General features: G+C 64.8%; 28 protein-coding genes. 25 read left to right on the top strand and 3 right to left on the bottom strand.

The annotated features are described in order from the left end of the window. The first annotated feature begins 7 nt into the window (after positions 1-7). The 20 genes from ACYQ5L_RS11150 (at position 8) to ACYQ5L_RS11055 (ending at position 14,337) form a co-directional block, all read left to right on the top strand. Positions 8-517 (top strand): hypothetical protein, encoded by a 510-nt coding sequence (locus tag ACYQ5L_RS11150; RefSeq protein ID WP_459957289.1) that lies wholly within the window; start codon positions 8-10, stop codon positions 515-517. Between the two features lie 29 nt (positions 518-546). Beyond that, positions 547-1,506, top strand: a complete 960-nt coding sequence (locus tag ACYQ5L_RS11145) for a phage major capsid protein (RefSeq protein ID WP_459957288.1) — start codon at positions 547-549, stop codon at positions 1,504-1,506. Between the two features lie 65 nt (positions 1,507-1,571). Further along, positions 1,572-1,724 carry a DUF7302 family protein gene (locus ACYQ5L_RS11140; protein ID WP_459957287.1) on the top strand — a complete coding sequence of 51 codons (153 nt, stop codon included), beginning with the start codon at positions 1,572-1,574 and terminating at the stop codon, positions 1,722-1,724. A gap of 3 nt (positions 1,725-1,727) precedes the next feature. Then, positions 1,728-2,102 carry a Gp19/Gp15/Gp42 family protein gene (locus tag ACYQ5L_RS11135; RefSeq protein ID WP_459957286.1) on the top strand — a complete coding sequence of 125 codons (375 nt, stop codon included), beginning with the start codon at positions 1,728-1,730 and terminating at the stop codon, positions 2,100-2,102. Further along, positions 2,099-2,452: a hypothetical protein gene (locus ACYQ5L_RS11130; RefSeq protein ID WP_459957285.1), complete on the top strand. Its 354-nt coding sequence runs from the start codon at positions 2,099-2,101 to the stop codon at positions 2,450-2,452. The genes ACYQ5L_RS11135 and ACYQ5L_RS11130 overlap by 4 nt, the downstream gene beginning before the upstream one ends. Beyond that, on the top strand, positions 2,452-2,766 hold the full coding sequence (locus ACYQ5L_RS11125; RefSeq protein ID WP_459957284.1) for a DUF5403 family protein: 315 nt from the start codon (positions 2,452-2,454) through the stop codon (positions 2,764-2,766). The genes ACYQ5L_RS11130 and ACYQ5L_RS11125 overlap by 1 nt, the downstream gene beginning before the upstream one ends. 8 nt (positions 2,767-2,774) lie before the next feature. Continuing rightward, entirely contained in the window at positions 2,775-3,185 is a 411-nt protein-coding gene (locus ACYQ5L_RS11120; protein WP_459957283.1) for a hypothetical protein, read from the top strand. Between the two features lie 15 nt (positions 3,186-3,200). Then, positions 3,201-4,067 carry a phage tail tube protein gene (locus tag ACYQ5L_RS11115; protein WP_459957282.1) on the top strand — a complete coding sequence of 289 codons (867 nt, stop codon included), beginning with the start codon at positions 3,201-3,203 and terminating at the stop codon, positions 4,065-4,067. A 123-nt stretch (positions 4,068-4,190) separates the two neighbouring features. Next, positions 4,191-4,562: a phage tail assembly protein gene (locus tag ACYQ5L_RS11110; RefSeq protein ID WP_459957281.1), complete on the top strand. Its 372-nt coding sequence runs from the start codon at positions 4,191-4,193 to the stop codon at positions 4,560-4,562. A gap of 50 nt (positions 4,563-4,612) precedes the next feature. Next, a complete protein-coding gene (locus tag ACYQ5L_RS11105) occupies positions 4,613-4,945 on the top strand; it encodes a D site-binding protein (RefSeq protein ID WP_459957280.1) in 333 nt (110 codons plus the stop codon). 12 nt (positions 4,946-4,957) lie between these two features. Continuing rightward, positions 4,958-8,419 carry a hypothetical protein gene (locus tag ACYQ5L_RS11100; protein ID WP_459957279.1) on the top strand — a complete coding sequence of 1,154 codons (3,462 nt, stop codon included), beginning with the start codon at positions 4,958-4,960 and terminating at the stop codon, positions 8,417-8,419. Positions 8,420-8,424: 5 nt separating this feature from the next. After that, a complete protein-coding gene (locus ACYQ5L_RS11095) occupies positions 8,425-9,342 on the top strand; it encodes a phage tail protein (RefSeq protein WP_459957278.1) in 918 nt (305 codons plus the stop codon). Continuing rightward, positions 9,339-10,982 (top strand): Gp37-like protein, encoded by a 1,644-nt coding sequence (locus tag ACYQ5L_RS11090; protein ID WP_459957277.1) that lies wholly within the window; start codon positions 9,339-9,341, stop codon positions 10,980-10,982. Before ACYQ5L_RS11095 ends, ACYQ5L_RS11090 begins: the two co-directional genes overlap by 4 nt. After that, the gene (locus ACYQ5L_RS11085; protein ID WP_459957276.1) at positions 10,979-11,371 is read left to right on the top strand and encodes a phage gene 29 protein family protein; all 393 of its coding nucleotides are present in this window, start codon (positions 10,979-10,981) and stop codon (positions 11,369-11,371) included. Before ACYQ5L_RS11090 ends, ACYQ5L_RS11085 begins: the two co-directional genes overlap by 4 nt. A gap of 11 nt (positions 11,372-11,382) precedes the next feature. Then, positions 11,383-11,583: a hypothetical protein gene (locus tag ACYQ5L_RS11080; protein WP_459957275.1), complete on the top strand. Its 201-nt coding sequence runs from the start codon at positions 11,383-11,385 to the stop codon at positions 11,581-11,583. Continuing rightward, positions 11,580-11,939, top strand: coding sequence for a hypothetical protein (locus ACYQ5L_RS11075; protein ID WP_459957274.1), 360 nt, complete (start codon positions 11,580-11,582; stop codon positions 11,937-11,939). Before ACYQ5L_RS11080 ends, ACYQ5L_RS11075 begins: the two co-directional genes overlap by 4 nt. Then, positions 11,940-12,686 carry a hypothetical protein gene (locus tag ACYQ5L_RS11070; protein WP_459957273.1) on the top strand — a complete coding sequence of 249 codons (747 nt, stop codon included), beginning with the start codon at positions 11,940-11,942 and terminating at the stop codon, positions 12,684-12,686. After that, on the top strand, positions 12,683-13,561 hold the full coding sequence (locus tag ACYQ5L_RS11065; RefSeq protein ID WP_459957272.1) for a hypothetical protein: 879 nt from the start codon (positions 12,683-12,685) through the stop codon (positions 13,559-13,561). The genes ACYQ5L_RS11070 and ACYQ5L_RS11065 overlap by 4 nt, the downstream gene beginning before the upstream one ends. A 331-nt stretch (positions 13,562-13,892) precedes the next feature. Next, a complete protein-coding gene (locus ACYQ5L_RS11060) occupies positions 13,893-14,072 on the top strand; it encodes a hypothetical protein (RefSeq protein WP_459957271.1) in 180 nt (59 codons plus the stop codon). Positions 14,073-14,091: 19 nt separating this feature from the next. Then, complete coding sequence (locus ACYQ5L_RS11055) at positions 14,092-14,337, top strand: hypothetical protein (protein WP_459957270.1); 246 nt, start codon at positions 14,092-14,094, stop codon at positions 14,335-14,337. Positions 14,338-14,387: 50 nt separating this feature from the next. Here ACYQ5L_RS11055 and ACYQ5L_RS11050 read toward each other — a convergent pair whose 3' ends face one another. Beyond that, a complete protein-coding gene (locus ACYQ5L_RS11050) occupies positions 14,388-15,923 on the bottom strand; it encodes a recombinase family protein (RefSeq protein WP_459957269.1) in 1,536 nt (511 codons plus the stop codon). Between ACYQ5L_RS11050 and ACYQ5L_RS11045 the strand changes: the two genes are divergently transcribed. The 5 genes from ACYQ5L_RS11045 to ACYQ5L_RS11025 all read left to right on the top strand — a co-directional run bounded on the left by ACYQ5L_RS11045 (position 15,918) and on the right by ACYQ5L_RS11025 (position 22,115). Beyond that, the gene (locus ACYQ5L_RS11045; protein ID WP_459957268.1) at positions 15,918-16,202 is read left to right on the top strand and encodes a carboxymuconolactone decarboxylase family protein; all 285 of its coding nucleotides are present in this window, start codon (positions 15,918-15,920) and stop codon (positions 16,200-16,202) included. The genes ACYQ5L_RS11050 and ACYQ5L_RS11045 overlap by 6 nt on opposite strands. A gap of 235 nt (positions 16,203-16,437) precedes the next feature. After that, the gene (locus tag ACYQ5L_RS11040; protein ID WP_459957267.1) at positions 16,438-16,881 is read left to right on the top strand and encodes a CBS domain-containing protein; all 444 of its coding nucleotides are present in this window, start codon (positions 16,438-16,440) and stop codon (positions 16,879-16,881) included. A gap of 19 nt (positions 16,882-16,900) precedes the next feature. Then, a complete protein-coding gene (locus tag ACYQ5L_RS11035) occupies positions 16,901-18,190 on the top strand; it encodes an ArsB/NhaD family transporter (RefSeq protein ID WP_459957266.1) in 1,290 nt (429 codons plus the stop codon). Positions 18,191-18,272: 82 nt separating this feature from the next. Next, the gene (locus ACYQ5L_RS11030) at positions 18,273-20,438 is read left to right on the top strand and encodes an acyltransferase family protein (RefSeq protein WP_459957265.1); all 2,166 of its coding nucleotides are present in this window, start codon (positions 18,273-18,275) and stop codon (positions 20,436-20,438) included. A 114-nt stretch (positions 20,439-20,552) separates the two neighbouring features. Further along, the gene (locus ACYQ5L_RS11025; RefSeq protein WP_459957264.1) at positions 20,553-22,115 is read left to right on the top strand and encodes a substrate-binding domain-containing protein; all 1,563 of its coding nucleotides are present in this window, start codon (positions 20,553-20,555) and stop codon (positions 22,113-22,115) included. Positions 22,116-22,132: 17 nt separating this feature from the next. Here ACYQ5L_RS11025 and ACYQ5L_RS11020 read toward each other — a convergent pair whose 3' ends face one another. Then, positions 22,133-23,011, bottom strand: a complete 879-nt coding sequence (locus tag ACYQ5L_RS11020; protein ID WP_459957263.1) for a potassium-transporting ATPase subunit C — start codon at positions 23,009-23,011, stop codon at positions 22,133-22,135. Position 23,012: 1 nt separating this feature from the next. Next, positions 23,013-25,163, bottom strand: coding sequence for a potassium-transporting ATPase subunit KdpB (gene kdpB, locus ACYQ5L_RS11015; protein ID WP_459957262.1), 2,151 nt, complete (start codon positions 25,161-25,163; stop codon positions 23,013-23,015). Position 25,164 lies beyond the last annotated feature (1 nt).

Below are 25,164 nucleotides of genomic sequence, written 5' to 3'. Positions count from 1 at the left end.
ATCCCCCATGCCCGAAACCCAGGCCGCCAGCACTGACACCACCCCCGCGACCACGAGCCAGGAGCCTGTGGCGCAGACCGTCGATTCTCTGCCCGAATGGGTCCGGGAAAAGCTGACCAAGGCCAACAACGAGGCGGCCAAGTACCGCAACGAGAAGAACGATGCGGTGTCGACGGCCAAGGCCGAGGCGGTCACCGAGTACGAGGCAAAACTGGCCGCCGAGGCCGAGAAGTACTCCGTTCTGGAGCAGCAGCTCTCGGACAAGGCGCTGGAGCTGGTCAAGCTCCACGCCGCCCTCAATGCCGATATTCCCGGCCCGTCCGCTATCGAGTTCGCCTCCCTGCTCCAGGGCAGCACCGAGGACGAGATCACCGCACACGCCAAGACCGTCAAGGCCCTATTCGGCAAGACCGAGACCAAGGATCGCCCGACCGATCCGACCCAGGGCAGCGGCAATGTCCTGCCGCTCAACGGTGACCCGCTGCTGGAGATGGTCCGGCGCGCGGTCGGTGCCTGAAACCCCCACTCTTACAAGGAGATTCCCTAATGGCTATTGCCAAGACCAATGATCCGCGGATTGCACAGACCGGCGACTCCATGTTCCAGGGCTACCTGGACCCGGTGCAGGCCCAGGACTACTTCGCCGAGATCGAGAAGACCTCGATCGTGCAGCGGATCGCCCGCAAGATCCCGATGGGTCCGACCGGCGTGGCCATCCCGCACTGGACCGGTGACGTGAAGGCGTCGTGGGTCGGCGAAGGTGAGAAGAAGCCGATCACCAAGGGCAACATGGGCAAGCAGACCGTCGTGCCTGCCAAGATCGCCACCATCTTCGCGGCGTCCTCGGAAATCGTGCGAGCCAACCCGCAGAACTACCTGGGCACCATGCGGACCAAGGTCGCCGAGGCGATTGCCCTCGCGTTCGACAACGCGGTGCTGCATGGCACCAATGCCCCGACCCAGTTCAAGGGCAACCTGGATCAGACCACCAAGACCATCTCCCTCGCTGATCCGCTCGGTGCAGGCAAGGGCGCGGCGGACGGCTCCAACGCCTACAACGCTCTCAACGGCGGTCTTTCGCTACTGGTCAACGACGGTAAGAAGTGGAACGGCACCCTCTTTGACGACAAGGCCGAACCGATCCTGAACTCGGCCGTTGATGCCAATCACCGGCCGCTGTTCGTGGAGTCGACCTACGACCAGCTGACCGGCCCGTTCCGCGAGGGTCGTATCCTGGGCCGCTCCACCGTGCTCAGTGATCACGTCGCGGCCGGTACGACCATCGGCTACATGGGTGACTTCTCCCAGATCGTCTGGGGCCAGGTCGGTGGCCTGTCCTTCGACGTCTCGGACCAGGCGACCCTGGACTTCGGTACCCCGCAGGCTCCCGAGCTTGTATCGCTGTGGCAGCACAACATGGTGGCCGTGCGAGTCGAAGCGGAGTTCGGCGTCCTGATCAACGATGTCAACGCATTCGTCAAGCTGACCAACGTCGTTACCGCCTGACCTCAACTTGACAATGAACGGCGGGGTGGCTTACAGACTGCCCCGCCGATGATCGAAAGGACGCCATGGCAACGGTTCGCAACCTGCTGAATCACACCCTGGCCGAGGTCGATGACGACCTCGCGGACCGGCTCATCGCAGCCGGTCAGTGGGCGACACACAGCCCCGAGACCCGGCCGGCTGCCCGCCGCCGGACCCCCGCCAAGACCGAGGAGTGAGCGATGGCCTACGCCGAACCTGCTGACGTAGCGGTCCGGTGGGGCCGCACCCTCTCCGACGAGGAGAAGGCGTTGATTCTCGCGCGCCTGACCGACGTCGAGCGGCGCATCCGCCGCAAGATCCGGGACCTGGACAAGAAGGTTGCCGAGGGCGAGATCCTGCGCGATGACGTCGTGCAGGTGGAAGCGGACGCCGTACTGCGGCTGGTCCGCAACCCTGACGGCTATATCCAGGAATCGGACGGCTCGTACTCCTACATGCTCAGCCAGGACGCCGCGTCCGGGAAGCTGGAGATCCTCGCAGAGGAATGGGAGCTACTCGGCTACCGCCGCACGGGCATGTTCATGTTGGTGCCGACGCTGGAGAAGCCGCGATGAGCCTGCTCGATCGGGCCACCGAGGACGTGATCGTGTTCCCCGAGGAGTACATCACCGACGTGGACGGCAATATCCGGTCCCGGCCGTCGAAGGTCGGCATCCCGGCCAAGGCCCGGCTACAGGTTCAGGGCCAGTCCGGCACCAGCGCCAGACGCCAGGACCAAGACAACGAGGGCTTCGAAGGCGAGAAGGTTTACAAGATGCGCTTCGCTCGCGGATTCCCGCACCTGCTCGGCGCTCAGGCCCAGATCGAATGGCGCGGTCAGCGCTGGGTTGTATTCGGAGATCCGAACTACTACACCAATTCGCCGCGGACTGCCCACGTCGACTACACGATCAAGAGGTACTGATGGGCGTCCGGTTGATCGGTGAAAAGGCCATGAATCAGGTCATCTCCCATCTCGACGGAGTGAAGGGTGCTGCCGCTGCCGAGGCCAACGAGATCGGCTCTCGCGCCGAATCGCGGCTGGCGGGCCACCGCCGCTCCGGCCGGGCGAAGGTGACGGTCACCCATGGTGATGTCGACTCGTTCGTGAACCTCGAAGATCCCGCTGCCATGTCGATCGAGTTCGGGCACATGGTCAAGGGCAAGTACGAGACCGAGGAGCCGAAGTACGTGCCGGGGCTCTACATCATCACCGGGGCCGCTGGCCTCACCGGATAGGAGACACGTTGGCGAGCCAGCTCGCCCGTGTCCAGTCCATCGTTCTGCCGATCCTGCGTGCCCATTTCGGCAGCCGGGTGAAGGTCGGGACCTGGGTCGAAGACATCGACTACCGCAAGTTCCCGATGATCAACATTCGCCGCGTTGGCGGCAAGCGCCACCCGACCAAGCCGACCCAGATGGCACACCCGGTCATCGAGATGACGGCATACACCACCGAGGGCCTGGCCGAGACCGAGGCGCTGTACGAGGAAGCCCTAGAGGTCCTCTACGACGCGGTGCGACGGCAGACGATGACGGACGCGGGCTACCTACATTCCATCTTCGAAACAATGGGCGCGACTCAGTTCAGCTCCCTTTTCCAAGATTCCTGGCGAATTCAAGGGCTTATTCAGCTCGGCATTCGCCCCCCAAACTAGTTCAGGAGATTCTCCATGGCCATTAACGACAAGGCCGTATTCACAGCGTCGGGTGGTTACGTCTTCATCGGCCCGGTGGGCACCGCCGCCCCGACTCCGACCGAGCTGACCAACCTCAACCCGGTCACCTTCGGCGCGCAGACTCAAACCATCAAGATCAGTGGGTCGGCGACTGCCGGCTCGTTCACCATCGCCTCCGGCGGCGAAACCACGTCGGCGCTGCCGTACAACGCGACCGCTGCTCAGGTGCAGGCCGCACTGGAGGCGCTTCCGAGCATCGGCACCGGTAACGCCTTCGCAACCGGAGACCTGAAGGACGGCATCAAGGTGTCGTTCATCGGCACCCTCCAGGGCAAGGCGCTTCCCAAACTCGTCGTGGTCGGCACCGGCCTGACCGGCGGCGGCACCATCGACGCGACGATCACCCAGGCCCCGAATGGCTGGTCGAACATCGGCCACACCAGCCGCGAGGAAATGCCCGAGTTCGGTTTCGACGGAGGCGATTCCGAGGTGAAGGGCACCTGGCAGAACGCGCAGCTCCGCGAGGTGACGACCGAAGCCGCAGCCGACTATCTGACCCTTCAGCTGCACCAGTTCGACGCGACCGGTTTCGAGCTGTACTACGGCAAGAACGCCGCGACCACGCCGGGCATCTTCGGTGTCGACGGCGGTAATCCCGCCCCGACCGAGCGCGCTCTCCTGGTCATCATCGTGGATGGTGACGCCAAGGTCGGCTTCTACGCCTCGAAGGCGTCGATCCGCCGCGATGACGCTGTGGCGCTGCCCTCCGACGAGTTCGCCGCTCTGCCGATCAAGGCGACGTTCCTGAAGCACGGTGCCAACCGGCTTTTCGACTGGATCAGTCAGACGCTTTTCGGCTGACCCGAAACTTGACAATGAACGTCTCATTGTCGTGATGACGCGAGGGCGCGGTTTTCCTGGCGGGCCTGCCGCGCCCTTGCTTTCCCTTTTCAGCCCGCCGACCCAAGAAAGGTCTGCCAACCAATGTCCAACTCGTATTCTCTCGATGCCCTGCGTGCCGATATCGAACGCGAATTCGCTCCCATCATCGTGGAGATCGCCGAGGGCAAGTCCGTTGTCCTCCGCAACCTCCTGCGCCTGCCCAAGAAGGACCGTGAAGCGGCCTTCGAGCACATGACTTCGATGGAGAAGCTCGAATCCGAGGAGAGTTCGGTCGAGTCGATGGAGGCCACCGGTGAGCTGGCCCGCGCCATCTTCGCCCTGGTCGCAGATGACAAGCGACTGGGCAAGGTGCTGGTCGACGCACTGACCGATGACCTGGCGCTCACGCTACGGCTGTTCGAGCGCTGGGTGGAGGCGACCCAGCCGGGGGAAGCGCAGCCCTCGCTGGACTGATCGACAAGCACGGCGGGGCTATCGCAGCCGACCTGCTCCATTACTACCGGGTGGATCTCCGGGACCTGTTCGTCCCGGAGTCCCGCCTGACTCCGCGAGCGGTCATCAATCTCATCAAATATCTACCCCTCGGATCGGCGTACTCTGCCGAACTCCGCGGCGGTCCTCATTTCCGTGGCTGGGACGAATCCCGGTATATCGGCGTCGCCACGGTGAACGCCCTCCGCTCGCTACAGCACCTGTACCTGAGCGTGAATTCCAAGAACAAGCCCAAGCCACCGGAGCCCTTCCCGCTGCCGGATTCCAAGAACAAGAAGCGCGATGCGCCGGGCTCTTTCGCGTCCATCGCAAAGGCCCATCTAGCAGCGGCCAAGAAACAATAGGAAGGCAGCTTTATGGCAGGACCGGGCGGCAAGGAAGTCGGCCGCGTATCCGTCCGGGTCGTTCCCGACACCGAGAAGTTCCGCGAAGCTCTGCGCCGCCAGCTGGCGGCCGAGACCAAGGGCCTCGAAGTCGAGATCCCGGTCCGGGCCGACACCAAGAATTTCCGACGACAGATCGAGCAGGCCGCGAAGGGTGCTCGCGGCTCTGCTCGCGTGGACGCAGACACCAGCGGCATCCGCCGCCAAGTCGAAGACGCGACCCGTGGCCTGCGCGGTTCGGTCCGCCTCGATGTGGACCGCGAGTCCTATGCCCGAGCCCTGTCCGCCGTTCGCGCTCTGGGGCGCGGACTCGCGGGCCTTGGCCATGTGGGACAGGGCGGCCTGCGCGCCATGAGCCGTACGGTGGTCCGCACCAACGAGGCTATGCACAGCAGCCTTGACCGGATGAGCGACGGCATCCGCCGCCACCGCAACGAGGTATGGGACCTCACCAACAAGTACCGCAGGATGCTGCCGACGATCGGCCGACTGCGGGCCACGATGTACGCCTACGACGACATCCTCCGCCGGGCGGGGCGTTCGGCTCGTCAGTTCGGTGAGGATTCGGTCCGCAACCTGCGGGACCTGCCGAACGCGGCTCGTCGCGGCGCGCAGTCGATGCGCGACTTGGGCTCGGCTATTGATGAACAGGCCCGGTATTTCCGCGAGCGCGACCGGGACCTGAGTCGGTTCCGATCCCGCATGATGGCGATCAAGTCCGCCCTTCGAGACACCGTGGGCGAGGCGTCCGGCCTGAACCGGGTAGCCGATGCCATCCGCCAGATGTCCAACAGAGACGGCGATACCAGCTTCCTGGACCGTGCCCGCGCCGCGCTGCGTGGCCTGCGTCAGGAGTCGCAGGCGGCTGATCGGGGCGCCTCGGATTCCGAGAAGAATGTCGATCGCACGATCACCTACGCGGGCCGGAAGTTCCTGGGCCTGAGCCGTATTGGCTGGATCGTCACCGCCGTGTTCCTCGCGGCTGCGCCCGCGATCGGCATTGTGTCCGGCTTGCTGTCGGGCCTGCCGTCGCTGCTCGCGGCGGCCGGAATCGCGGCTGGCGCTTTGTATCTGGGCTTCGACGGCATCAAGAAGGCCGCCTCGCAGCTGGGTCCGGCGTTCAACGAGATGAAGGCGGCCGTGTCCGGCGTCTTCGAGCAGCGGATGACGCCGATGTTCGCCCAGCTCCAGACGCTGATGCCGATGCTGACCGAGGGCATGAAGGGCGTGGCCTCCGGTCTGTCGGACATGTTCCAGGGCGTCTTCGACGCGATCACCACCGGCCAGGGTCCGGCCCAGATCCAGACCATGCTGGCCGGGACGGCATCGCTGTTCAGCTCCCTCCAGGTGCCGATGCAGCAGATCACCCAGGGGTTCCTGACGCTCTCCGCGGCCGGTGCCCAGTCGTTCGGACATCTGAGCGGCTCCATCGGGCTGTTCGCCACCAAGTTCAACGAAATGACCGCCCGCCTAACGGCTTTCGGCGGCAACAGCATCTTCGACGGCGCTATGGAGGGTCTGTCACAGACCGTCGATGGCGTCCTAGAGCTGTTCGGCCGGCTGTGGGAGGCCGGGGCATTGGCGCAGGCCAAGCTGGGCGCACCGCTTCAGAACATGTTCAGCGGCGTCGCTGACCTGCTCGTTTCCCTGATGCCCGCCCTGACCTCGCTGTCGGTGGTCGTGGCCAACGTGATCGGTGAACTGGGCTCGTCCCTGGCCCCCATCATCACCGCCCTGACTCCCGCTTTTCAGTCGTTCGCAAACATCGTGCAATCGCTGCTGCTGCCTGCGATTCAGATCCTGGGCCAGGTCTTGACCCCCATCGCCGAGATCCTGGGAACGATCTTGGTTCAGGCGTTCGCCGCCCTGCAACCGGTCATACCGCCCCTGGTCGATGCATTCTCACAGGTCGCGTCGATTTTGGGCGGGTTGCTGCTACAGGTTCTGCAACAGCTTCAGCCGTTCATCCCGCCCCTGGTCACGGCTTTTGTCCAGATCCTTCAGGCCCTGCTCCCGCTGGTCCCGCTGTTCGTACAGCTGGCCGTCACCGCGATTCAGCCCCTGATCGATGCCCTGCCTGAGCTAATGCCCAGCATCGTCAAGCTGGCCGAGTCGTTCGCTGAGCTAGCAGTCGCTTTGGCACCGATCATCGGCTTCGTTGCCCAGATCATGGCCAAGTTCGCCGAGTTCGGGGCGTCTGTGCTGGCCGCGGTGGTCCCCGTGATTGCCGAGATCATCAGCCAGTTCGCCAATCTGGTCTCCGGCATCGCCGGGTTCATCGGCGACGTGATCGAGATCGGCAAGAAGTTCCCGACCGATTTCAAGGGTGCCCTGGGTGACCTGGGCTCGCTGCTGCTGGAATCCGGAAAGGCCCTGATCCAGGGCTTCATTGACGGCATCAAGGCCATGCTGGGCAAGGTCAAGGACGCGGCGAGTTCGATCGTCTCGGCCGCCCGAGACTTCTTCCCGTTCTCCCCGGCGAAGGAAGGCCCCTTCTCCGGTCAAGGCTGGGTGCTCTACTCCGGCCAGTCGATCGGCGAGGCATTCGCCGAGGGCATGACCGACCAGCAGAAGTCCGTGGTCAACGCGGCCAAGAGCATTATGCAGGCCGCCAAGGATGTCTTCGGCGACACGGCGCAGATGGGCATCGTGATCATGGTCGGCCAGTTCAAGGACGCGATCGGCGAAGTCGCCGACTCGGCCAAGGACGCCAAGGCCACCGTCGCGGACAACTTGTCCGACACCACGGCGAACGTCACCAAGTCGACCAAGGCCGCGAACAAGGACACCAAGTCCTCGATCGCAAAGGTGGACGACGCGACCAAGCAGCGGATGGACGAGCTGGAACTCCAGGCCACCGAGCTGGACGACCTGGCCAGTCTGATCGAAGCCGACGCCAAGCGCACCAAGAGCAAGACCAACAAGGCTGCTCTGGAGAAGCGTGCCGACGACCTGCGCGAACAGGCCGACATTCTCAAGCAAGAGGCGAAAAAGCTTGAGTACCAGGCGAAGTACGGCAAGCCGTACGAGTCGATCGTGGACGCCGCAGGCGGCATGGGCGACGAGATGCAGGACCAGGGCCTGACGGTCATGCAGCGGCTCCAGAAGGGCATGAAGAACGGCCTGCCGGGCGTGCTCAACGCGGTCAAGAACATGGCCAACGACATGGGCAAGGTCTTCGGCATCGAGGACGTCTCCGGCACTTGGGAGCAGTCCATGAAGGACGCCAAGCTCGACACCCTCCCCGAGGACTTCGCCAAGGAAACCAAGAATCAGTTCGTCTCCGATCTCGGATTCGGCAGTGGTTCCGGATTCCTTCCGCAGCTCATTGAACAGGGCACCACTCAGTACAACTACTACATCTCCGACTTCGAAGCAGCCAAGCAGGATGAACGCAATCAGCAGGCTCGGAAGTCGTTGCAGTACACGAGGTAATCCACTTGCAGACAATCGTTGAACTCATTGGAGTCAACGGTGAGGTCTTCACGCTCGCTGGGCCTAACGCAGGCGACCGGGGGGTTTATCTGGCTACCGGCCTGACCGGTATCTACGACCCCCCGGTTCGCACCGTTTACGAGGAGCCCGCGAATATCCCCGGCGCACGCTATCTGGCTCACCGCATTCTGCGGCGAGACATCGTTTTCGGCGTGCACATCCTGAACGACGACCGCAACGGCGGCCCGAATTCCTGGATGTCGCGGGATTCGGAATGGCGCAAGGCGTGGAGCTACACCGAGGACTGCCAGCTGATCGTCACCACCGCCGACGATCGGCGCACCCTGTATTTGCGCCTCGGTGAACAGCCGGATATTTCGCTGATCACCGATCCGAACGAGAGAACCATCCACCAGGCCGTCATGACCTGCATCGCCGGTGACCCGTTCTGGTACGGCGAAGAAGAGGTTTACGAATTCGTTCTGGACAAGGACACCACGGGAATCCCGTTGATCAAGGACGGGAATATCAACCCGGCCGCGGTGACCTATGAGTTCGAGATCCCGGACCTGAATCCCACCGATCAGCCCCTTTGGCCCGTGTGGGTCGTATCGGCCCCCGGCCGGGTCGTCCTGCCGGACTTCTCGTGGGAAGACGACGAACTGGCCAACCGCCGCATCGTCATGCCGTCCCTGCTGGCCGGTGAAGACATCACTGTCGATGTCGACCCCCGCCGGCCCCAGGTCACCAGCGACAACAACGCGCAGGTCTGGGCACGAATGAACGGCGTCCGGTTCCGGCACTTCGTCCGTCCGTATACGGGCAGTGTCAAGCTGCCGGTGACGATTGCCCAGGCGCCTGCGGGCGCGAAGATCCAGCTGCGTCTGGCTCGTCCGTGGTCTCGCCCCTGGGGGCTGTGGTGACGTCCACGATTGTCGACCTGAACAAGGTCTACACCCGCGCACGAGCCAAGCACCGCCGATGGGAACGGGAGCGCATTCAGCGTCCGCTGATTCGCATCTGGGATGGCGACATGCGCCTTTACGGCGAAGTCGTCGGCGAGCTGTCGCACACGTTCGAGTTCATCGAGAACGACGCAGGCACCGCCGCTATCCGACTGCCAATAGCCCATTACATCGCCGTGTGGATCGCTAATCACAAGGGCCGCCAAAAGCGCAATGTGATGGTGACCTTCGATAAGCAGGGCGCACGTTGGTCCGGCTCCATGGTGCGGTTCAACGTCGTGAAAGAGAAGGACGGCACGCGGTATCTCGAAGCCACCTTCATTCACGATTTCGCCCACCTCTCGCACATCCGTGTGTTCAGTAACCCCTGGCTCCCCCCGGAGGTGCAGTTTCCAAAGGCGTGGCTTTTGGCAGGCCCCTCCCTCTGGGTCGTTTCCTTCACGATTTTTGCCCAAATCATGCGTAAGGAAATGTCGCTCTGGCAGATCAGCGATGATCCGCTCAATCCGAAGACATGGCTGAACCTGGATATGGCGAATTGGACAATGGCCGTCGCGCCATTGCCGTATGCGATCGACACATCGGTGTGGACGATTGTGTATTCGCGATTCGGTTCGCTGTTCGATGCCATCAAGAAGACGCTGGAAGACGGTCAGATCCATATCGACGCCCGCCGGTACCTTGATGGCGATCCGCCCCCGTGGCCGGGTGCCCGGCTCAAGCACGGGTGCCTGGTGTTTTCGGTACAGGACAAGTCGGCGTGGAACACCGGCACGGCGTTCGAGGGCAACCTCATCGACGGGTTCACCCACATGTTCACCCACTTCGATGACCAGGGCCTGGTGGAAGGCCAGGACATCCTCCCCAATCCGAACACCCCGGACGAGTACTACAAGCCCGACTTCCGGGGCACGGTGGCCAAGGCCCCGTGGGTGATCTTCGAGGAGTCCACCTACACCGGTATCGAGTCGAGTAACTGGGAGTACACCGAAGCCACCGAAGTCCAGGTGGTTGCCGGTGGCCACTCGGCCCCGTATGTGAACGAGGGGATCTCCGCGGCGATCATCGGCGTGGCCGGGTTCCTCGGGTCTCTACTGGGTGCCCAGTCGCAGCTTGGCCCGGCAGTTGATGCCGTGCTCAAGCCCCTCTACGAGGACGTTTTCGCCGCTTTTCAGGCCAACAAGGATGTCAAGCGAGCCCAAGATCTCGGCTTCACACACTTCTACGAAGGCTGGGCCGAGGGCAGCGACAAGGCATACACCTTGGGCTCCGTCGTGGCCATGCGAAAGCACTTCTGGGACACACGCCGAAAGATTGCTGTCACCGTCAAACTCGCCGATGCGATGCCCTACAGGCTGGGTGCTCCCGGCTACGGGGACTGCTGGCTGGGTGACCGGGTGGGCGTGAGCGTGCTCGGGATGCCCAAGCACCTGATCTACGTCGAGCGCATCAATCGCATCTCCTGGTCCTTCGACAAGGACGGCCCGTCCGGGTGGGAGTTCGACGTCGGCCAGCGCGAAGCGTCCGATCCGCTGCTGTCGCTGTATGAGAACGTCCGCACCCTCGGGTCCGGACTACAAGCACTAGGAGTTGTATGAGCATCCCCGTCCAGGCGGGGTGCGATCCAGACAATCCCGAGGAGTTCGCCCTGTGGGCACTCCTGCATCTGCCGAGGACCGGCGTCCCGATGCTCATGCATCCGTCGGTCCTCCGGGATTGGTCTAAGCACTTGTGGGACTTGGGATTCCGACACAACCCGGAACTACAGACCAAGAAGCTGCAACGCCCCATCGCGGGCAAGCAGTCCCCCTTCAACGGTTCCACTCAGTGGGTCGACATCGACACCGAGGAACCCCCGCTACGCGCTATCCCCGATATCGCCAGCCTCACCCCCGAAGAGAACGCGGCGATGCTCGCCCAATACGAGCGCGCCGGAATGATCCCCGCCCCCTCCGACGAACGAGACGGGGCGTTCTCCCTCACGTAAGGAACTTGACAATGACCAACCGCATCCCTGCACCGGCAGCTGTCCGCGCCCTCATCCTCGCAGGTATCGGCGTCGCCACCACCGTGGTCGGCCACGCGATCGACACCTCGTGGGTCGAGCCGGCACTTGGCGTCTACGCCGCACTGATCCCCGCCATCGCCTACCTGGTGAAGTCCCCGCTTACCGGCGGTGACGACACCCAGGGCGAGTGAGCCTGCCCGAAATCCTCGAACAGGTTGGTGTGATCGCTGGCTCCGGCGCGCTCGGAGCTGGCGTCACCGGGTGGATCAACCGGCGCAAGAACCGCGCCGAGTCCACTCAAATCGACGCGGAGGCCGCCAAGATCATCGCCGATACGGCTGTGGTCCTGGTAGCCCCTCTGCGCTCTCAGGTGGAGGCGCTGACCTCACGGGTGGCCGTGCTGGAGACAGAGAACCGCCAGACCAAGAACCTGCTGCGCATTGCACTCGACCACATCGAGGAACTCCACGACTGGATCAAGTCCCATTTGCCCGGCGCTACCCCTCCGGGGCGGCCGGATTCGCTACCGAGTCAGGAAAGCCTGTAAATGACAGCCCCCAACGGATTCGTACCCGATGGCGCGTACGTCGTGACGTCCAAGTACGGCCAGGACATCAACAAAGACGCCGTGATGGGAATGGTGACCGGCGGGGCACGCACCAAGTACAACGCCGCAGCTGGCCAGTGGGGCGGCGAGTTCGACAAGCTCGCTGCCCTGGCCGAGAAGGTGAAGGACGGCCAGCGCGAAATGAAAGACCGGCTGGACCTCCTCGAAGGTGTCAGCGGATACATGTCGCTGTTCATGGGCAACAACTGGAAGATCACCGGCCGCAAAGACTGCCTTCTCCCGTTCGATCAGCAGCTCGGCCCCGCCAAGGGCGTCGAGATGTACCAGGGCGGAGTCAAGTTCCTGTCCAAGGGTCTTTGGCGGGCTGACACCCACGTCACTTGGGGCCAGGCGCCTTCCGGCTGGTTCTCTGGCGGCCCGGTCAACGCCACCGTAACTCTCGCTGTCTACCGAATCACCGGCGGCGAGAAGGTCCTCTACACCGCGCACGCTTTCGACTTGGTGATCACCACCCAAGGCCCCGAAACCGCCGCCTTCTCCCATACATTCGTCATCCCGGCCGACAACGCCTACTCCGCAGAGGTCGCCGTCTACCACCAGAAGGACGACACAGCCACCATCTTCGGCGGCACACTGCGCTCGTCGTTCAGCGTGAACCGCTGGGACGTCGGCACCGAGAACGCCGTCGTCAAGCCCACCGTTCCGGACGGAGGCACCCTCGGATGACCGCGCCGAACCACCAGACCCCTGACGGCGCATTCGAGATCGGCGACAAGTTCGGCCAGGGCATCGGCAAAGACGCGGTGAAGCCGCTCATCGACGGCAAAGCCCGAGACATGCTGTGGGAAGCCGCCAAGGGCATCTTCCGCCACCGCGAAAAGGTAGGGGCCACCGCCGCGGAGCACTACGACGGACAGAACGCCATGCGAATGCGTATGGACTTGCTCCGTGACGCTTCCGGATACGGCTCCGCCTTCATGGGCAAGAACTGGGACGTCCCGGCCGCGAAGTGGGTGGTCATGCCCTTCGATACCGGCCTCGGACCAGCGAAGGGTGTAGCGGTCCAGGACGGCCGACTTGTCCTCAAGAAGGGCGGCCTGTGGCGCGTCGACTTCCACGGCGCTGCCTCCGGCTACACCACGAGCACGACCATGACCTACTACCCGCCAGTCGGCGGTATGCCGGGCCGCTGGGTGACCACGACCGAGCACACCGGTATCAAGCCCGTCTACGTGATCGAGGTCGTGGGGCCGGACGGCAAGATCTTCTCCTCGCGCCGATACGAGTCACTGGCCAACCTGTCGCTGGTCGCCAACGGCTGGTTCAACCCGGCCAACAACTTCCCGCTCAGTGCAGCGTTCTCACACACGTTCGTACTACCGGAGATGCCCCCCGAGACCGACCCGAAGGCATCCGAGTCCTGGTACAGGGTCCACGTCGCCATGAAGTACGACCTGATCCCCGCCGGGTCGATCGTGTCCGGACAGTGCAAGCTCGTCGGCGGCACGCAGCGGACGGCGCTGATCGCGTCCCGGTGGTCGCGCGATGCGGTGAACCTGACCGATAAGGCCGAAGTTCCTGACGGCGGCATCTTGGGATGACACATGACAGAGCGCCACCATTGCGACCACTTGGTCTGTCACGATTTCGTTGCAGATTCTGATTGCCAATCCGGACCAGATGCTCTATAATAACGCGAATTTCGTCATGCGGTAGACGGATAGATGCTTTTATGACACGTCCTGCCAGCGGCAATCTCCGCAATCACCTTCGCTGCAACCTTTTCCCGAGCGCGAGCGCACACTTGCGACCAACAGCGGGGCGTGTAGAATTCACGTACGGGCAGCTCCCTGGTTGAGCCATGCCCATTTTCGGCTCATAGTGGCCGCATCCCCGCCGTTTCACGGCACCCCAGAGGAAGCGACCCCAGCCGTGGCAGTTCACGAATACACCGAGCCCGTCCTGTACGCCGCCAGCGGCGGAGCATTGTTGACCGCCATAACCCGGATCTCGATCGCCTATATGGCGTTCCGGAAGGACGGCATCGACGCCAAGCATCGCAAAGAGATCATCGACGGACTGTCGCGGTTGTTCAAATGGCGCAGGCCCTGATGCCCGCTAGGGTGATCCTATGTCCGATCCCGAGATCGAACGCCTCCGGCTGGAGATCGCGGAAGAGAAGCTGAGTGAACTCCGTTCGGACCGGAAAGAGATCCTTTCGGACCTGGACGCGGCCGAGACGCCGGAAGAGATTGCCTTCGCAGAGAAGCAACTCGAAGGTATCGACCAGGCAATCGGCGAGGTGCTGGACCGACTCGGCCAACTTCGAAAGCGCCCACCAAAGGCGCCACCGCCTGCATCCGGCCGGCTGTTCTAAGATCACAGCGCCCCCTCCCTGTTAAGCCCAGGGAGGGGGTTTTGCTGTATCTACGCGGTCATCCGTGCCCTCAAGTCGGCCGGAACATTCAGGTCCCAGGCCCAGATACCCTTCTCGTTCTCACCTTGCCCCTTGGAGCGGAGCTGCACCCGGCAGGTGACCCCGTACTTCAGAAGTAGCTGCCGCCGATTCTCCGGCGTATGCGCTTCCTCCCAGGCTTGCGCGTAGGTCCGGCCCGTCTCCTTATACTCGTAGCCGCCCTTCCTCACAGGAAGCTGTTCCAAAGCCTCGATCCGCGTGTCGAGGGACTCCAGCTGCCGAGCCAATGTCGCTTTCATGGTCTTGGACTTCGCAGTCGTCAGCATGTTGCTGAGATCCTTCACAGCCTCTCGCGCCTCTTCCAGCTCCGCTGTGTGGTCGCTGGCCCGAATCCAGGTGCGAGTCATCTCCAGCTCGCCGCCGACGTCTTCGAGGAAGCTCTCTTCGAGCATCTTCTCTACCTCGTCCGCATACATCATCGTCTTGGACGGGCACCCCTTCTCCCGGCAGTGGTAGTAGCGGTAGACCAGCGTGCCGTAGTCACGGTTCATGACCCTGTGCGCGAGCTGCGAGCCGCAGTCGTAGCAGAACGCCACACCGAGCATCGGACTCGTCTTCCGAGTCCGGGCGGGGCCGGTCCGGCGCGCTTCGATAGCGGCCTGCACTCGGTCGAACTTCTCTTTGCTCATTACAGGCTCGCTGTAGAGGAGCGGCATCCCGTCGTCGTCCCGGACGGTTTCCTGCTGGAATGTCACATGCCCTAGCAGTGCCTTGTTCTGCATCAGGAAGCGAATCCCGTTGGCGTGCCATTTCCCACCGCGATTAGGAAGGCCCCGTAGCGTCCGGAAATGCTCCAGCGGAGACAGGACTCCGCGGTCGTTTAGATCGTCCGCAATCCAGTCGGCGGACCGTCCGTCTAGATACAGGTCGGCAATCTCGTCAATAACCTTGGCAGCTTCCTCGTCCACGGCGAGAACCCAGCCCACCTCGGTCTGGACCGGCAAGTGGCCATAAGCCACGCGACCGCCTCCCCAGCGGCCGATCTCGCGCAGCTTTTTACGGCTTGAGCGCGTGCGTTCGGCAATCGCTTCCAGTTCGCCTTCAGCGACGCCCGCAATAACGTTGGCAATAAGTCGCCCAACCCACGTGGACAAATCAATGTTGTCCGAAACACAAACTAGTACTTTGTTGTTCTCCTGAAGCCACCCGAAAAGCTGATTGAGTAGAATGACACGGCGGCTAACCCGGTCGAGCTTCCACGAGCAGATGATGTCCCACTCATCCTTGCGGTCCTCCGTGAGCCATGGCCCCAACTCGGGGGCCTCGAAGGGGCTGACCGATCCCGACACATCAACATCCTCGGCCCAGCCGATGAGGATGTTTTCGTTCGCCTTGACCCAGGCTTCGATGATCTCCTTCTGGCGCTCAACACTGGTGGACTCGTCGGTGTTGCGGGATAGTCGAACCCGCCCAATAACTCTCTGACCTGGCATGATGCGAATATACCAAACGACCAGTTTGGCTGCCTGTTCTGCATCGACATGCACACCACCGAGGCCCGCAAGGCGGGCGAGACCGAACAGCGGATCTACCACCTGAACGCGTGGCGGGAGTCCGAGCTGTTCACCGACGCCGAGCGCGCCGCCCTCGAATACGCCGAGGCCGCGACCCGCCTGGGCGCGCACGGTGTGAGCGATGAGATCTGGGCGGGCGTCGAGAAGCACTTCGACGAGGGCGAGCGCGGCGGCCTGGTCGCCATCACCGCGCAGATCAATCTGTGGAACCGCCTGGGCGTCCCGCTGCGCCTGCAGCCCGGCGGCTACTGAGATTCGGGCACGGGACCGGCACGGTGCGGCCGGTCCCGTCCGGCGCGCGTAACTTGCTGCCGGGCCCTCGCTTACGGCATCTTTACACCAGGTGTGCCGGGAAGTCTGGTCGGCGGTGGAACCCTGACCTGGGTTCGCCACGAACCGACCTGGGAGTTTCTGTTGCGCGGCCCGAATTCGATCTTGACGTATTCTGCTCCCGTGACAGCCGGGTGCAGCGTCGTATCCTGCGAGTATGCATGCCGCGCAGATGGCCGAGGACTATCCGGTAATCGATTTGGACTCCGATGCGATGGCCGCGGCCAGGCTGCTGGCGAATCATCGGCTACCGGGAATTCTGGTCACCGACGCCGACGGCTCGCCGTGCGCGGTGCTGCCCGCCTCCACCGTGGTGCTGTTCATCGTGCCCAAATACGTCCAGGACGATCCCTCGCTGGCCGGGGTGCTCAACGAGACCATGTGCTCGCAGGTGGCGAATCGGCTGCGCGGCAAGAAGGTCCGCGATGTGATCCCGGAGCGGCTGAGCCGGCTGCCCGCCGCGAACGGCGACGACAATATGATCGAGGTGGCCGCGCTCATGGCCCGTTACAAGACGCCGCTGGTCGCCGTCATGGACGGCAAGAAGCTGCTCGGGGTGATCACGGCCTCACGGTTGCTGGAAGTGGCGCTGCACAACTGAGCCCGCCGGGGCGGTCGCGATGACCGTCATTGCCGTGGTGGTCTTCGCCGTCGCCTACGTCCTGATCGCCTCGGAGCGCGTGCACAAGACCACGGCCGCCCTCTGCGGCGCGGGCGTCGTTGTCGCACTGGGCATTGCCAGCGCCGACGATGTGTTCTACTCGCACGAGACCGGCATCGACTGGGACGTCGTCTTCCTGCTGCTCGGCATGATGATCATCGTCGGCGTGCTGCGGCAGACCGGCATCTTCGAATTCGCCGCGGTGTGGGCGGCCAAGCGCGCCAAGGGATCCGGGCTGCGCGTCATGATCCTGCTGACGCTCATCACCGCCGGCGCGTCCGGATTCCTGGACAATGTGACCACCGTGCTGCTCATCGCGCCGGTGACGCTGCTGGTGTGCGAACGCCTCGACGTGCCGCCCACCCCGTACCTGATCGCCGAGGTGCTGGCCTCCAATATCGGCGGCGCGGCGACCATTGTCGGCGATCCGCCCAACATCATCATCGCCAGCCGGGCGAACATCTCGTTCAACACCTTCCTGTGGCATATGACGCCCATCGTGCTCATCGCGCTGGTGGTCTTCACCCTCGCGCTGCCGCGCCTGTTCCGCGGCGCCTTCGACGTCGATCCGGCGCGGGTCGCCGACATCATGCAGTTGAACGAGCGCGAGGCCATTCGCGATCCGAAACTGCTGATCAAGAGCGGAATCGTGCTGGCCGCGGTATTCGCGGGCTTCCTCGGGCATTCGATATTCCAGCTCGAACCCTCGATCGTGGCCTTGCTCGGCGCGGGTGTGCTGGTGCTGATTTCCGGCCTGCCGCAACGCGATTACCTCTCGGCGGTGGAATGGGAAACGCTGCTATTCTTCGCCGGTCTGTTCGTGATGATCGGTGCATTGGTGAAAACCGGCGTCATCGGCCGGCTGGCGAAATACGCCACCGAAGTCACCGGCGGAAATGCGCTCGCAGCAACCATGCTGATCCTGCTGGTTTCGGCCCTGTTGTCGGGCATCATCGACAATATCCCCTACGTCGCGACCATGAGCCCACTGGTGGCCGACCTGGTGGAATCCATGGACCACCAGGCGCAGGCCGGTGCGCTGTGGTGGGCGCTGGCCATTGGGGCGGATTTCGGCGGCAATCTCACAGCAGTCGGCGCCAGCGCGAATGTGGTGATGCTCGGTATCGCCAAGCGTTCCGACCATCCCATCTCGTTCTGGGAATTCACCAGGAAGGGCATCGTGGTGACCGCGCTCACGATCGCGGTGGCGATCCCATATCTGTGGCTGCGGTATTTTGCATTCGCCTGATCAGGACATAGGCCACATTCCGGTCACCCCTGGTGTGGCGATTGGGCGTTTCCGGCAATCGGATACCAGAATGGTCGCCGCCATGGCCATATTCCGCACCGAGCACTCCTCGCCGACCGCACCGGACCGCGACGCCACCGCCGCCCCGGCGCGGCGCTCCGGCTCCGCCTACCGGCTGGACCTGGACGGACTGCGCGGGATCGCCATCGCCCTGGTGGTGATCTTCCACATCTGGTTCGGGCGGGTCTCCGGCGGCGTGGACGTCTTCCTGGTGCTGTCCGGCTTCTTCTTCACCGGCATGCTGCTGCGCCGGTCGGACGACGGCGCGGTCGGGGTGCTCGCGACCCTGAAGCGCACGCTGCGCCGGCTGCTGCCCGCCATGGTGGTGGTGCTGGCGGCGGTCGTGGTCGCGACGGTGGCGCTGCTCCCGCACACCCGCTGGTCCGATATCGCGGCCCAGACGCTGGCTTCGCTGTTCTACTTCCAGAACTGGTATCTGGCGCTGTCCTGGTCGGACTATCTGGCGGCCGATCCGTCGGTGAGCCCGCTGCAGCACCTGTGGTCGATGTCGGTGCAGGGCCAGTGCTATCTGGGCCTGCTGGTGATCATCGCGGCCATGGCCTGGCTGAACCGGACCGGGCGGGAGACGCTCACGCGCTTCGCGCCCGTGCCGGTGCTGCTGCGCGCCAATCGGGTGCTGCGCCGGGCCGGGCGGCCCGACACCCTGCGGATCGTGCTCGCCGCGGTGTTCGGCGCGGCTGCGCTCGTCTCGTTCTGCTATGCGGCCCACGGCGTTTCGACCCAGCAGGGCTGGAACTACTACGACACCTTCGCGCGCGCCTGGGAACCCCTCACCGGTGCGCTGCTGGCCCTCGCGGCGCCACTGGTGCGGCTGCCGCGGCCGCTGCGGGAAGCCTGCGCCTGGTTCGGCATTGCCGCCATCGTGGCGTGCGGCTGGCTGGTCAACGGCTCCGCGCAGTTCCCGGGACCGGCGGCGCTGCTACCCGTGCTGGCGACGGCGGCGCTCATCCTCGCGGGTACGGGCCTGCGCACCGCGGATCAGCCCGCGGTCAACCGCGTGCTGGCGGCCGCGCCGATCGTGCAGCTGGGCGCGTTCGCCTACGCCCTCTACCTGTGGCACTGGCCGATTCTCATCTTCTACCTGGGTGAACGACACGAGCGCAGCGCCGGGCCGCTCGGCGGTCTCGCCGTCATCCTCGCCTCGTTCGTGCTCGCCTATGCCACGCACCGCTGGATCGAGGAGCCGCTGCGCCTGCGCGCCCGGCCGACCGTCGCCGTCCGCCCGCGCGTGCTGATCGGCACCGCCGTCACCACCATCGGCGTCCTGGTGCTCGCTTCCACCCTGACCTGGCAGTGGACCAATGGCGCCAAGGCGCACGCCGTCGGTCAGCTGGATCCGGCGAAATACCCTGGCGCGCTGGCCCTCACCGAGGGCGCCTTGGTGCCGCGCGCCCAGATGCGCCCCACCATCGAGGAAGCCCCGGCCGATGTCGCCTATCCCACCCGCGACGGCTGCATCTCCGACTTCGACACCCGCTCGGTCATCACCTGCACCTACGGCGACGCCAATTCCCCGCACACCGTGGCCGTGGTCGGCAATTCCCATGCCGAGCACTGGGTTCCGGCGCTGCTGGTGCTCGCCGAGCAGTACGGGTTCCGGCTCACCATCTATTTGAAGATGGGCTGCCCGCTCACCGTGGCCGAGGAGCCCATGTACAAGGGCCAGCGCAATCCGGACTGCCGCGACTGGTCGCGCGAGGTGATCGACCGGCTCGGCGAGGATCGCCCGGATTTCGTCTTCACCACCGGCACCCGCCCCGCCGACAGCGGCGGCGACGAGACCCCGCAGGACTATCTGGACGTGTGGTCGGAGCTGTCCGATCGCGGCCTGGAGGTGCTCGCCATCCGCGATACGCCGTGGTTGCGCCGCAATGGCATTCGCTATCGCGCCATCGACTGCCTGGCGGCGGGCGGTGACCGCCTCAGCTGCGGTATGCAGCGCCCGGACGCCCTGTCCCCGACCAACCCGGCGGCCGATCCCGCCACCGACTTCCCCCGCGTGCACACCCTCGATCTCAACGACGCGGTCTGCGAGCCGGAGGTGTGCGCGGTGGTGGAGGGCAATATCCTCATCTACCACGACGAGCATCACCTCACCGCGAGCTACGCGCGTTCGCTCGCACCGGAACTCGGCCGCCAGTTGCAGCCGCTGCTCGGCTGGTGGTGAGGTCGCGGGCCCGGTAGCGCGCGGGTGAACTGTTGCCGAAATGCTCGGGCGACGGCGGTGTGCTACTGATCAACGGTCCGACAATGCAGTCGTACCAGACGATTCGGGGGTTCGGTGTTCGGCGTTTCCATCGAGATCGTGCTCGCGCTCATCGGTATCGCGGTGCCGCTCATCGCTTTCGTCTGGGAGTTCGTGCTCGTCGGACGGAAACGGCTGGGCTACCGGGTGCAGATGGACACCCCGGTCACCGGCCGGATCGCGGACCCCACCGATCTGGTCGACGTGCTGCCGGGCGTGCTGGGCAAGCTGACCGCGCCCGCCGAGGACGGCGACGCACCGGCGTTGCACGACTTGTCGATCGTGCTGATCCGGATCGAGAACAACGGCGCGACCGCCATCGACACCCGCGACTACGCGGTACCCGATGAGCAGCACATCGGCATGCACCTGCATTTCGAGGACCGCCGCATCATCGGTATGGCGGTGACCGAGTTCAGCCCGCGCGGCCTGGGCGACAGTCTGCGGCCGGGCACCGGGATCGGCGCGCACGAGGAGACCGCCGACGGCAAGCGGATCGGGGTCATCGATCTGCCGAAGGTGCCGATGAACCGCGGCGACCACTACAAGATTCTCGCGCTCTTCCAGCGCACCACCGGATCCGGCAAATACGAGCCGCCGACGGTGGAAGGCGGGCTGAAGGGCGGCCGGGTCATCGAGACCCGCAGCCGCACCGGATTGTCGCCGAAACTGCTGGCGCTCATCGGTTTCCTGGTGGTGGTGATCACGGTCCAGTTCACCGTCGCGCTGGTCACCGACAAGCCGGTCGCCGCCGATTGCGCCACCGGCACATTGACGCTGGTCGGCTCGACGGCCTTCGAATCGGTCATGAACGAGGCCGCGCGCGCCTACGAGAAACGTTGTGCCGGAGCCGAAATCGACACCGCCTTCGACAGCAGTGAGAGCGGTCTGGACCGGGTCGACAAGGATGGCGCGGGCAATCCGGGCCTGCTGGCCATTACCGACGGTCCGAAGACCGTGGCCTTCCCCAATCCGGATCTGCTGCCCCGGCCGCTGGCCATGTCGCTGTTCACCATGATCGTCCACCCCGGTGTCACAGTCGCCGATCTCACCGCGCAGCAGATCCGGGACCTGTACGCCGGCCGCGTGGCCAACTGGCAGCAGCTCGGCGGCCCGGATCTGCCGGTGCGCGTGGTGGATCGGATCGTCGGCTCCGGGACCCGCGAGACCTTCCGCGGCCGGATTCTCGGCGACGAACAGCCCCCTGCGCCGTCCGCCACCTGCCGCACCGTCCAGACCACCGATCCGCCGGGTCCGGCCTTCTGCGCGGTCGGGTCGACCAAGGACATGCTGGACACCGTGGCGGGCCTGCCCGGCGCCATCGGCTACAGCGAATCCGCCGATGCGGCAAAGGCTTCCGGTATCACGCCGGTATCGATCGCGGGCGTCGCCGCCAAGCGTGAGCAGGCCCTCGCCGGCGCCTATCCGTTCTGGAATGTGGAGTACGCCTACAGCAATGGCGAACTCCCCGCGGATTCGCCGGCCGCGGCGTTCCTGCGGTTCCTCACGGACGGCGCCGGCAAGGACATCCTGCGTTCGGCCGGCAATACGCCCTGCACCGAACTGCCCGATCCGGCCAGTTGCAGTCCGGTGCGCTGATCAGCCGCCCGAGCTGATCAGCCCTTGAACGGGTACTTGCCGTCGAGGTCGAGGTTCAGCTCGACCACGTTCACCCGGGGCGCGCCGAGGAAGCCGAGGGTGCGGCCGTCGGTGTGCGCCTCGACCAGCGCCTCGACGTCGTCCTGGGAGATATTGCGCTCCTTGGCGACTCGCGCCACCTGGATGGCCGCGTACTCCGGGGAGATGTGCGGGTCCAAGCCCGAGCCGCTGGCGGTGACGGCGTCGGCGGGCACCTGCGAGATATCGGGCGCGTGGCCGCGGATCGGGATGATCCGCCCGGCCGAGTAGTCCTCGCCCGCGGTGGCGCATTCGACCTTGACGCCCTTGTATTCGGGCAGGAAGGTCTCGGAGCTCACCGAGCAGAACTCGTTGACGCTGACCACCTTGGTCGGATGGTCGACCTCGCCATCGGCCTCGCGCGGGCCCATGACCGACAGCACCGCGCCCACCCCGCCGGGGGTGCAGAACGGGCGGGCGCCGTCGACGCCGTCGAGTTCACCGATGGCCTTGGAGCGCGCGCAGACCGTGGTCAGCAGGTTGGGCTCGTCGGGGCTGGAGTCCACGATCTGCTCGGGTCCCAGGTTGCTGGCCGAGGTGGACAGCGGGTCGTAGCCGTCGCCCGCCGCGGACGGGCGGCTCTGGAAGTACTGGACAAGCGGGTTGCCATCGGCGTCGGTGAAGGACTGCCCGATGAGGCTGGAGCCCACCGTCTTTCCGTTCACCTCGAGCAGCGAGCCGTCGGCCTTGTCCTTCAGGCCCGGAATCTGGGCCGCCGCGAAAATCGCCAGCGGATAGACGATTCCGGTGATCATCGTGAGCGCCAGCAGCGCACGCAGCGCGGCGATGTGTTGCCGGATCCAAGTTGACATGCGCATTTCAGGACATCCCGGGGAGGAATTGGATAAGGAGGTCGATCAGCTTGATGCCGATGAACGGGGCGATGATGCCGCCCAGGCCGTAGACGGCGAGGTTGCGGCTCAACAGCTTCGAGGCCGCGGCCGGTGTGTACTTGACACCGCGCAGCGCCAGCGGGATCAGCGCCACGATAATGAGGGCGTTGAAGATGACCGCGGACAGGATCGCCGACTGCGGGCTGGACAGCCGCATGATGTTCAGCGCGTCCAGGCCGGGGAACAGGGCCACGAACAGCGCCGGAATGATGGCGAAGTACTTGGCGATGTCATTGGCGATGGAGAAGGTGGTCAGCGCGCCGCGCGTGATGAGCAGCTGCTTGCCGATCTCCACGATCTCGATGAGCTTGGTCGGATCGGAGTCGAGGTCGACCATATTGCCGGCCTCTTTGGCGGCGGAGGTGCCGGTGTTCATGGCCACGCCGACATCGGCCTGCGCGAGCGCGGGCGCGTCATTGGTGCCGTCACCGGTCATGGCGACCAGGCGGCCGCCGTCCTGCTCCCGTTTGATCAGCGCCAGCTTGTCCTCCGGGGTGGCCTCCGCGAGGAAGTCGTCCACACCGGCCTCGTCGGCGATCGCCTTGGCGGTCAACGGATTGTCGCCGGTGATCATGACGGTGCGAATGCCCATGCGGCGCATCTCGTCGAAGCGCTCCCGCATGCCCTCCTTGACGACGTCCTTCAGATGAACGACGCCGAGCAGGCGGGCCTTGCCGTCCTTGATCTCCGCGACCACCAGCGGGGTGCCGCCGGAGGCGGAGATGCCGTCCACGGTCTGACCGACCTCGGCGGGCACCTCGCCGTGGTGCAGCCGGACCCATTCGGTGACGGCGCTGGCCGCGCCCTTGCGCAGCTGATGGCCGTCGGCCAGGTCGACGCCGGACATACGGGTCTGAGCGGTGAATTCCACCCAGGTCGCGCCGACCAGTTCACCGGCGTGCCGCTCGCGCTTGTTGTACGCGGTCTTGGCGTACACCACGATGGAACGGCCCTCGGGGGTCTCGTCGGCGAGGCTGGAAAGCTGTGCGGCGTCGGCGATCTCGTCCTCGGACACGCCCGGCATGGCCACGAAGGCCGAGGCCTGGCGGTTGCCCAGGGTGATGGTGCCGGTCTTGTCCAGCAGCAGGGTGTTCACGTCACCGGCGGCCTCGACGGCGCGACCGGACATGGCCAGCACATTGCGCTGCACCAGGCGGTCCATGCCGGCGATGCCGATGGCCGACAGCAGCGCGCCGATGGTGGTCGGAATGAGGCAGACCAGCAGGGACACCATGACGATGCCGCTGATGCCGTCATTGGTGAGCGCGATGGAATCCGGCACGCCCGGCAGGTTCACCTTGGAGAAGATGGCCAGCGGCTGGAGAGTCGCGACCGCGAACACGAAGATGATGGTGAGCGCGGCGAGCAGGATATTGAGCGCGACCTCGTTCGGCGTCTTCTGCCGCGAGGCGCCCTCCACCAGGGCGATCATCTTGTCGATGAACGAGCCGCCCGGCTCCTGGGTGATCTGCACGACGATCCGGTCCGACAGCACCGTGGTGCCGCCGGTGACCGCGGAACGGTCGCCGCCGGATTCGCGGATGACGGGGGCGGATTCGCCGGTGATGGCCGATTCGTCCACCGAGGCAATGCCTTCCACGACATCGCCGTCACCCGGGATGACCTGCCCGGCCTCCACGACGACGTAGTCGCCGCGCTGCAATTCCGGGGCGGCGACCTTCTCCTCGATGATGCGCGCGCCCGGCGACCAGTTCGCCAGCCGGCGAGCGACGGTGTCGGTCTTGGCCTTGCGCAGCGTATCGGCCTGCGCCTTGCCGCGCCCTTCGGCGACGGCTTCGGCCAGATTGGCGAAAAGCACGGTGGCCCACAGCCAGACCACGATCGCCCAGCCGAAGAAGCTCGGGTCCACGATCGCCAGGATGGTCGACCACACGGCGCCGATCTCGACGATGAGCATGACCGGATTGCGCCACAGGGTGCGCGGGTCCAGCTTCTTGACGGCGTCCGGCAACGACTTCACCAGCTGCTGCGGAGTGAACAGTCCGCTGGAGACCCGGCCGCCCTGGTGCGCGGAAGCCTGCTGCGGCTTCTCGATATCAACAGTGGGGGCAGACATT

Source organism: Nocardia sp. IFM 10818 (assembly GCF_054655275.1).
This window is presented reverse-complemented; position numbering and strand designations above follow the sequence as displayed.